At 73.8% G+C, this 7837-nt stretch carries 7 protein-coding genes, 1 pseudogene and 1 riboswitch; of the genes and pseudogenes, 6 read left to right on the top strand and 2 right to left on the bottom strand.

Annotated features, from left to right (window positions below; genetic code table 11):
• Positions 1-1612: pseudogene (locus MCBG_RS02175) on the top strand (hypothetical protein); the annotation flags it as partial.
• 1 nt (position 1613) lies between these two features.
• Here the strand turns inward: MCBG_RS02175 and MCBG_RS02170 are convergent.
• Both MCBG_RS02170 and MCBG_RS33520 read right to left on the bottom strand, forming a co-directional pair.
• Positions 1614-2066: an EVE domain-containing protein gene (locus tag MCBG_RS02170; protein WP_043323461.1), complete on the bottom strand. Its 453-nt coding sequence runs from the start codon at positions 2064-2066 to the stop codon at positions 1614-1616.
• Positions 2067-2132: 66 nt separating this feature from the next.
• Complete coding sequence (locus tag MCBG_RS33520) at positions 2133-2465, bottom strand: hypothetical protein (RefSeq protein WP_223201007.1); 333 nt, start codon at positions 2463-2465, stop codon at positions 2133-2135.
• Positions 2466-3847: 1382 nt separating this feature from the next.
• Here MCBG_RS33520 and MCBG_RS02160 point away from each other — a divergent pair.
• From MCBG_RS02160 to MCBG_RS33515, 5 genes are all read left to right on the top strand, one after another.
• On the top strand, positions 3848-5323 hold the full coding sequence (locus tag MCBG_RS02160; protein WP_043323460.1) for an NAD(P)/FAD-dependent oxidoreductase: 1476 nt from the start codon (positions 3848-3850) through the stop codon (positions 5321-5323).
• A gap of 69 nt (positions 5324-5392) precedes the next feature.
• A riboswitch (SAM riboswitch) is annotated at positions 5393-5503 on the top strand.
• Between the two features lie 33 nt (positions 5504-5536).
• Complete coding sequence (locus tag MCBG_RS34665; protein WP_255358569.1) at positions 5537-5662, top strand: hypothetical protein; 126 nt, start codon at positions 5537-5539, stop codon at positions 5660-5662.
• A gap of 110 nt (positions 5663-5772) precedes the next feature.
• On the top strand, positions 5773-6627 hold the full coding sequence (locus MCBG_RS02155) for an ABC transporter substrate-binding protein (protein WP_043323458.1): 855 nt from the start codon (positions 5773-5775) through the stop codon (positions 6625-6627).
• Between the two features lie 38 nt (positions 6628-6665).
• The gene (locus MCBG_RS02150; protein ID WP_043323456.1) at positions 6666-7436 is read left to right on the top strand and encodes an amino acid ABC transporter permease; all 771 of its coding nucleotides are present in this window, start codon (positions 6666-6668) and stop codon (positions 7434-7436) included.
• On the top strand, positions 7433-7837 hold a 405-nt coding region (locus MCBG_RS33515), incomplete at its 3' end, for an ATP-binding cassette domain-containing protein (protein WP_043323454.1). The genes MCBG_RS02150 and MCBG_RS33515, both read left to right, overlap by 4 nt.

The following is a 7837-nucleotide window of genomic DNA, read 5'->3' as shown; positions in this document are numbered from 1 at the left end:
GGCACAGTTGACCTGGCTCGACCGGCTGGCCCGGCAGCACCCGGATCAGGCCACGGAGGTCGGCGCGGTGCTCGCCGTGGCGGCCGGTCACCCGGACGCCGGACTGCGCGAGCGCGCGCTGGCGCTGGCGGCGCGGCACGGTCACCGGCCAGAGGCGGTCACCACCGTGGCCGAGCCTCGTGACGACCTGCCGCCGCCGCTGCCGGCAGCGGCCGCGCCACCGCCGATCGCCGACGTGGACGAGCTGGTGGAGGAGGTGGCGGCGACACTGCGCGGACTGTGGCCGGCCTCGGTGCTGGAACGGGTCATGGACGGGCTGCTGCGGCTGGGCACCCGTGACCGCGACCGTCTCGAGGTCGCGCTGGCGCCGGTGCTGCGCCGGGAGGAGGTGGCCGAGTACGAGCACATCTGGGCCCGGTCCGACCCCTCGTTCGAGATCGACCGGCTGCTGCTGTTCGTCGCGCGTATCGGGGACGCCACCCGGCGCCGCGACGGCTGGGCCTCGACGCTGGCTACGGCTGGTGGCGGGCCTGCCGCGGTGGCCTCCGGCCGCCCCGCGCCGATGTGGCTATACCGCCTCCGGCTGGCCGAGGCCGGGCAGCGCCTGGACGGCCGTGACGATCCAGGGCTGTTGTCCGCGCCCACCTCGGCCACCGGGGCGGTCGAACCGCAGGTGCTCTACGAGCGGCTGGCGGCGCTCGGCGACCGGCCGTACTGGAGGTGGGACTACACGCAGGCGTTGTTGCGCCTGCCGGCCGGGGTCGACGAGCCGCTTGCGGCCCGCGCCGAGGCGCTCGGCACGCCGGGCGGCGTCGAGCTGGCGGCCTGGCTGCGCGGCGGTGGCGTGCCGGCGCCGGTGCAGGAGGTGGTGACGGTGGGCCGGCGGGACCGGTCCGGCCGCTACGACTGGAGCTACGACCAGTTGCCGGAACGACGGCGGCTCGTCGCGCTCACCCCACCGGCCGACGTGGACGACCGGTTCGGCCTGCTCACTGTGCGGCCGGCGGCGATCGGCCGCCGGATCTTCGACGCCGGGCACCTGTGGCCGGCCGTCCTGCCCGGCCACCGGGGCGTGGTCGCCGCCCAGGTCCTTCCCGAGCTGGCCATGGCCGCCCAGGAGGACTTCGCCGGGCGTGGGCCGGTCCTGCTGACGCTCGCCGAGTGCACAGGCGCGGGCGGTCCGGCGCTGGACCTGGCCGTGGCGTACGGGCTGTGTGCCCGGCACGAGGCGGACCGGGTCGCCGCGCTCGACGCGCTGCTGCTCCTGGCCGCCGCCGGTGACCTGGACGCGCCGGCGGTGGGCGGGCATCTGGGCGAGATGGGGGCGCAGGGGCAGGTGATCCTCACCCGGGCCGTCACGCCGCTGCGGGACGCGCTGGCGGCGGGCGCCCGGCTGAGCGTCTGGCGGCTGCTCGCCGCGGCGTTGCCGCCCCTGCTGGCCGGGCCGACGCCACCGCGGGGCACGCCGGACCTGCTCGCGCTGGCGGCGGAGGCGGCGACCGCGACGGGCGTCCGGATCGAGGTACCAGGGCTGGCCGACGTGGTGGCCCGGGGCGGCAGCAGCCGGCTGGTCGCCGAGGCCCGGCGGCTCGCCGCCGCCCTGGCCGCCTGAGTCAGCCGCCCCCGTCGCCGGGCAGGTAGGCGCACAGCGCGTCGAACTGCGCCACGGTCAGGTACGAGGGATTCGCCGCCTGCGGCTGCCGGAGCACCTCGGCCCCGGCCAGCCGCGGGTCGGCGCGCAGCACCTCGCGGCGTACCCGCAGTGGCTCGTCCAGGATCGTCAGGTCCAGCGGCGCGGTCCACGGCTCGCCCGGCGCGCCGGGCTGTGGCGGGGCGGCGATCCGCCCGATGCCCCAGACGCCGTACGGCGTCCGGCCCCGGCTGCCGCTGGCCCAGAACACCACCGGCTGGCCGGCGCGCATCAGGCGTACCCGGTAGCCGGGGTGGACGCACCAGCCGCTCACGCGCGGGTCGGCGGCGAAGCGGGCCGTAAGGTCCACCGCGTCCGCGTTGCCCTTGATCAACCAGGCGCCGAGGTCGTCCAGGGTCACCCGCCGATCGGTCATCAGCCCATTCTGCGGTCCGCCCGGGCGGAGCGCCGGACGACGGGGCGGCGGGGCCGGAGGCGGCCGTCAGATGATCAGGTGGGTCCAGTAGGTGAGCCAGACCGCGAACAACGCGCCCTGCAGCAGCGCCAGCGCGGCGGTGAGCCAGCCGTCGAGGCCGGGCCGGCGAGCCCAGCGGGCCAGCACGAACGCGACCGGGAACGCGGCGAGCAGGTAGCGCAGGAGGCTCTTGTACACCGGTGGCCCCATCGACAGTGGCACCAGCACCACGACGAGCGTGTAGACCAGGTACGGCCAGTCGGCCCGGCGGCGCAGCCCGACGACCGCCACCACCAGCGTCGCCACCGCGATCCACACCCGCTGCGCGTCGGCCGAGTTGCCGCCGGTCAGCGCGGACACCGCCTCCGACGGGGTTCTGCAACCGGATCGCCCAGCCGGTCTCCTGCGGCGTGCTGGTTAGGCGAACCAGATAACGCTCTGCCAGCGGCAGAACGCCATGAACGTCAGCCAGCCCGCCGGCAACCAGCACCAGCGGCCAGCCCTCGCGCAGCAGTCGCGGCCACGCGCGCGGGCCGGCCCGCCAGCCGTGCTGGCGGAGCAGCACAAGCGCCAGCGGCGCCACCACGAAGAAGCCGACGGAGCGGCTCATCGCCAGGAAGTAGCCGACCACGCCGACGACCAGCCAGCGGCGTCGTTCGGCGTACCAGAAGGTGGCCAGCGCCAGGCAGACGAACAGGGACTCGGTGAGCGCCGCCTGGAACAGGAACGCCGTCGGCAGGAGCAGCAGGTACCGGACCGCTCGCCGGCCGTCGGCCGGTGCGGCGCCGCCGAGCAGCCGGCCCCCCAGCCGGTACGCGAAGTAGAGCTGCACCACCAGCGCCACGTTGCTGACCAGCAGCAGAGCCCAGGCGGTGTGACCGCCGAGCAGCGGCGCGAGCGGCCGGGCCAGGAACGGATAGAGCAGCGGGAAGCCGAAGTCCGGCCACGGCCGGTCCAGTGGCAGCCGGGCCAGGTGCTCGTAGAGGAACGAGTCCCAGGCGAACCAGAGCGAGAACCAGCGGTGCGACGAGATCGCGTCCTGCTGCTCCCGCATCCCGGTCTCGCCGGCCGGCGGCGCGCCGGGCACCCCGTCCCAGGCGGCCAGCACCAGCACGCCGAGCAGGCTGAGCACGAGCTTCGAGCCGACGAAGACGGCGAACACGAATCCCCACGGCTCGGGCACCCCGCGGACGACCCGGATTCCACGCGACCACCACCGGGTACGCCCGGAGCGCGCCCCGACGGCAGGGCCGGCCGCCCGTTCAGATTCGGCCGCGCGTTCAGATTCGGCCGCGCGGAAGGATTCGGCCGCGCGTTCGGGGTCGGCCGCGCCACCGGGATCGACCCGCCGCTCCTCCGTCATCGCGCTCCCACCGGTCGGCCCCTGGCCGACGGCCCGGCCGGAAACCCGGCCCGCATTCCCCGTCCGCCCCCGCCCACACCCGTCCCCGCCGGCACCCGTCCGGCCCACACCCCTCCGGCCTGCCCCGTCCGGCCCGCCCACACACCTGTCCGGCACGCCCCCATGCCCGCGTCGATCATGAGGTTGGCGGCGACAAATCAGACACCAAACGCCGTCAACTTCATGATCGACGGGGTCGGGTCGGGTCGGGTCGGGTCGGGTCGGGGCGAGGCGGGGCGGGGTGGGCGGCGCATCGGGGTGGGTGCGCAGGTGAGGACGGCGGCAGGACGGGTATGCGCGGTGCCGCATCGGGAGGCTGGCGGCGGGGGGCGCGGACGGCATGGGTGACGGCGACGGAACCGTGATCATCGGGGCGGGGCCGGCCGGGTTGACCGCCGCGTACGAGCTGCTGCGGCACGGCGAGCCGGTCCGGGTCTACGAGGCCGACGACGTGGTCGGCGGGATCAGCCGGACCGTGGAGCGCGAGGGCTGGCGCTTCGACATCGGCGGGCACCGCTTCTTCACCAAGGTGTCCCGGGTCGAGGACTTCTGGCACGAGATCCTGCCGGACGAGGACTTCCTGCTCCGGCCGCGGATGAGCCGGATCTACTACCGCGGGGCGCTGTTCGACTATCCGCTCAGCGCCGGGAACGCGCTGCGCAACCTCGGCCTGCTGGAGGCGGCGCGCTGTCTGGCCTCGTACGGCCGGGCCCGGCTGCGCCCGCCGAAGGACCAGTCGCACTTCGAGGGGTGGGTGTCGGCGCGGTTCGGCTGGCGGCTCTACTCGATCTTCTTCAAGACGTACACGGAGAAGGTCTGGGGGATGCCGGCGGACCAGTTGCAGGCCGACTGGGCGGCCCAGCGGATCAAGAACCTGTCGCTGGCCACCGCGATGCGCAACGCGCTGCTGCCCCGGCGCGACCGCACGGACGTGACCAGCCTGATCGAGGAGTTCCAGTACCCGAAGCACGGCCCCGGGATGATGTGGGAGCGCTGCGCCGAGGAGGTCGCCCGACGCGGCGGCACGGTACGCACCGGCGCCTGGGTGACCGAGGTACGGCGGGACCCGGCGGCCCGGCGGGCGACAGCGGTGACGCTCGTCGACGCGGACGGTGAGCGGACCGAGCCGGCCGATCATGTGATCTCCTCGATGCCGATCTCCGCGCTGGTGCGGGCGATGCGGCCCGAGGCGCCGCCCGAGGTGCGGGCCGCCGCCGACGACCTGCGGTACCGGGACTTCCTGACCGTCGCGCTCGTGGTGCCGGAGGAGTTCTCGTTCCCGGACAACTGGATCTACGTGCACGACCCGGCGGCCCGGGTGGGCCGGATCCAGAACTTCGGCTCCTGGTCGCCGTACCTGGTCAAGGACGGGCGGACGTGCCTGGGGCTGGAGTACTTCGTGTTCGAGGGCGACGAGATGTGGCGGACGCCGGACGCCGAGCTGGTCGCGTTCGCCACCGCCGAGCTGGAGCGGCTGGGCCTGGTCAAGCCCGGCTGCGTGGAGGCCGGTTACGTGGTCCGGATGCCGAAGGCGTACCCGGTCTACGACGAGCGGTACCAGCGCAACGTCGACGTCATCCGGGGCTGGCTTGCTGCGAACGTGCCGAACGTGCACCCGGTCGGGCGCAACGGCATGCACCGGTACAACAACGCCGACCATTCGATGCTCACCGCGATGCTGACCGCGGAGAACATCGCGCACGGCGCGGAGCACGACGTCTGGACCGTCAACGTGGAACAGGACTACCACGAGCAGCGCAGCCCGTCGCGGCACGGCACCGGCCGGGACGCGCCGGTCGTCCCGGCCCGTCGGTAAGGCGCCGCGCGTGAGGGTGGTCATAACCGCTGGACGGCCGCCCCGGCGGTGCTGCTAGCCTTCTGGGCAGGTCATGAGCGCCAGCGCGAAGCCCCGGCTCGCTGGCCGGCAACCCTCCTCCGCGGTGGGGTGCCCCGGGTGAAGACCAGGCACCGGCAGCCGCCGGTGCAAGCGTGGCCTGGCACCCAGGTCAGCACCAGACCAGGGAGACCGATGTCCGTACCACCCTCCACCCCCTCCGGCGACGTCGCCGCGTACCCGGCCCGCTTCGCGCTGGTCAAGCGCCGCCACGTCGACCTGATGCGGGTGTGCAGCGACGCCTGTCGCCTCGCGCGCTGAGCGAACGCCACCCCCCTCTTCCCGATCCACCCTTCTCCGGCCCGGTCGTCTGTCCGGCGGGCCGGCGCCGACGCGCACCTCCGCGCGTCCATCCACTCTGGAGAGACATCGTGCGTTTCCGTACCGTCCTGACCCGTGCCGCCGCCGTCGGCGCGGCGGCCCTGCTCGCCGTCACCGCGCTCACCGCCTGCGGCGGCGACGACACCGACGCGGCCGACAACCCGTACGGCCTGCTCCAGCCCGGCGTGATCCGCGCCGGAACGCTCACCGACGCGCCGCCGAACGTCTTCCTGAAGGACGGCAAGTTCACCGGCTTCGACAACGAGCTGCTGCGCGCCGTGGCCGCCAAGATCGACCTGAAGGTGGAGTTCGTCGGCACCGACTTCTCCGCCCTGCTCTCCCAGGTCAACAGCGGCAAGTTCGACGTGGGCAGCTCCTCGATCACGATCACCGAGGCGCGCAAGAAGACAGTGGACTTCGGCAACGGCTACGACTTCGGCTACTTCGGCCTGGACGTACCGGCCGACTCCACGCTCACCGGCTTCGACCAGCTCGCCGGCAAGCGCGTGGTGGTGGTGCAGGGCACCGTGCAGGACGACTACGCCACCAAGCAGAACCTCGACCCGGTGCGGGTGCCCGACTACAACAGCGCGATCAACCAGCTCAAGGCCGGCACCGCGGACGCCTGGATCGCCCCGGCGGAGATCGGCGACAAGTCCGCCGCCGACAGCAACGGCAAGATCAAGGTCGCGGCGAAGCAGCTCAGCCCCACCCCGACCGCGTTCGCCGTGGCGAGGGGCAACGACAAGCTGCGCGAGGCGCTGAACAAGGGCCTCGACGAGGTGATCGCGGACGGCACGTGGAGCCGCCTGCAGGCCGAGTACTACCCGGGACGGCCGATCCCGGCCGACTTCAAGCCCGGCAGCGGGTCGGTGGCGGCGCCGGCGCCGTCGGCCGCCTCCTGAGCCGGTAACCGAGCACGAGCAGGGCGGACGGAGCGGACATGGACCCACTGAGCACCCTCTGGGAGACGTTCTTCGACTGGGAGTCGATGCGCGAGGCGCTGCCCGAGATGCTGACCGTCGGGCTGCCCAACACGCTCACCCTGGCGGTCTCCGCCGCCCTGCTCGGCTCGGTGCTGGGCATGCTGCTGGCCGTCGCCGGCATCTCGCGTACCCGGTGGTTGCGGTGGCCGGCGCGGATCTACACCGACGTGTTCCGCGGCCTGCCGGCCGCGGCGACCATCCTGCTCATCGGCGTCGGCCTGGCGCCGCTGGGCATGCAGGTCTGGGGCCCGAACCCCTATCCGCTGGGCGTGCTGGCGCTGTCCCTGATCGCCGCCGCCTACCTCGGCGAGATCTTCCGGGCCGGCATCCTGAGCGTGGAGGCCGCCCAGCTGGAGGGCGCGCGGGCGCTCGGCTTCTCCTGGGGCGAGGCGATGCGCCTGGTGATCATCCCGCAGGGCGTACGCCGGGTGCTGCCCGCCTGGGTCAACCAGCTCATCTCGCTGATCAAGGACTCCAGCCTGGTCTACTTCCTCGGCCTGCTGGCCAGCCAGCGGGAGCTGTTCCGGATCGGGCAGGACTACGCCGCGAACACCGGCAACCAGTCCGCGCTGCTGCTGGCCGGGCTGTTCTACCTGTTGCTGACCGTGCCGCTGACCCACGCGGTGAACTGGCTGGACCGGCGGCTGCGGCAGGGCCGCCCGGCCGCCCCGCCCGAGCCGGACACCGAGCCCGCCGACCTCACCCCGTCCGGAAAGGACCCGCGATGACCACCACCACCTCGGTCAGCCTGGCCGTCCGCGACGTGCACCTGGCCTTCGGCGCGCACCGGGTGCTGCGCGGCGCGGACCTGGACGTGGCGCGCGGCGGCGCCGCGTGCGTGATCGGCCCGTCCGGCTCCGGCAAGTCGACGCTGCTGCGCACCATCAACCGGCTGATCGAGCCGGACCGGGGCGACGTGCTGCTGGACGGCCACAGCGTGCTGCGCGACGACCCGGACGCGCTGCGCCAGCGCATCGGCATGGTGTTCCAGCAGTTCAACCTCTTCCCGCACCTGAGCGTGCTGCGCAACATCACGCTGGCGCTGCGCAAGCTGAAGAAGCTCGACGAGGACGAGGCGGTGGCGCTCGCCCGCGCCCAGCTCGACCTGGTCGGCCTGGCCGGCAAGGCC

This window comes from Micromonospora sp. M42 (genome assembly GCF_000568915.1).
Taxonomy (GTDB): domain Bacteria; phylum Actinomycetota; class Actinomycetes; order Mycobacteriales; family Micromonosporaceae; genus Micromonospora; species Micromonospora chalcea.
The sequence above is the reverse complement of the archived record's forward strand: the minus strand, read 5'-3'. Positions and strand labels throughout refer to the sequence as shown.

Bases quoted from the DNA above. Each gene is read 5' to 3' on its own strand.
- MCBG_RS02170 (WP_043323461.1), bottom strand. From the start codon at position 2,066: ATGACCGATCGGCGGGTGACCCTGGACGACCTCGGCGCCTGGTTGATC.
- MCBG_RS34665 (WP_255358569.1), top strand. From the start codon at position 5,537: ATGTCCGTACCACCCTCCACCCCCTCCGGCGACGTCGCCGCGTACCCG.
- MCBG_RS02150 (WP_043323456.1), top strand. From the start codon at position 6,666: ATGGACCCACTGAGCACCCTCTGGGAGACGTTCTTCGACTGGGAGTCG.
- MCBG_RS02160 (WP_043323460.1), top strand. From the start codon at position 3,848: ATGGGTGACGGCGACGGAACCGTGATCATCGGGGCGGGGCCGGCCGGG.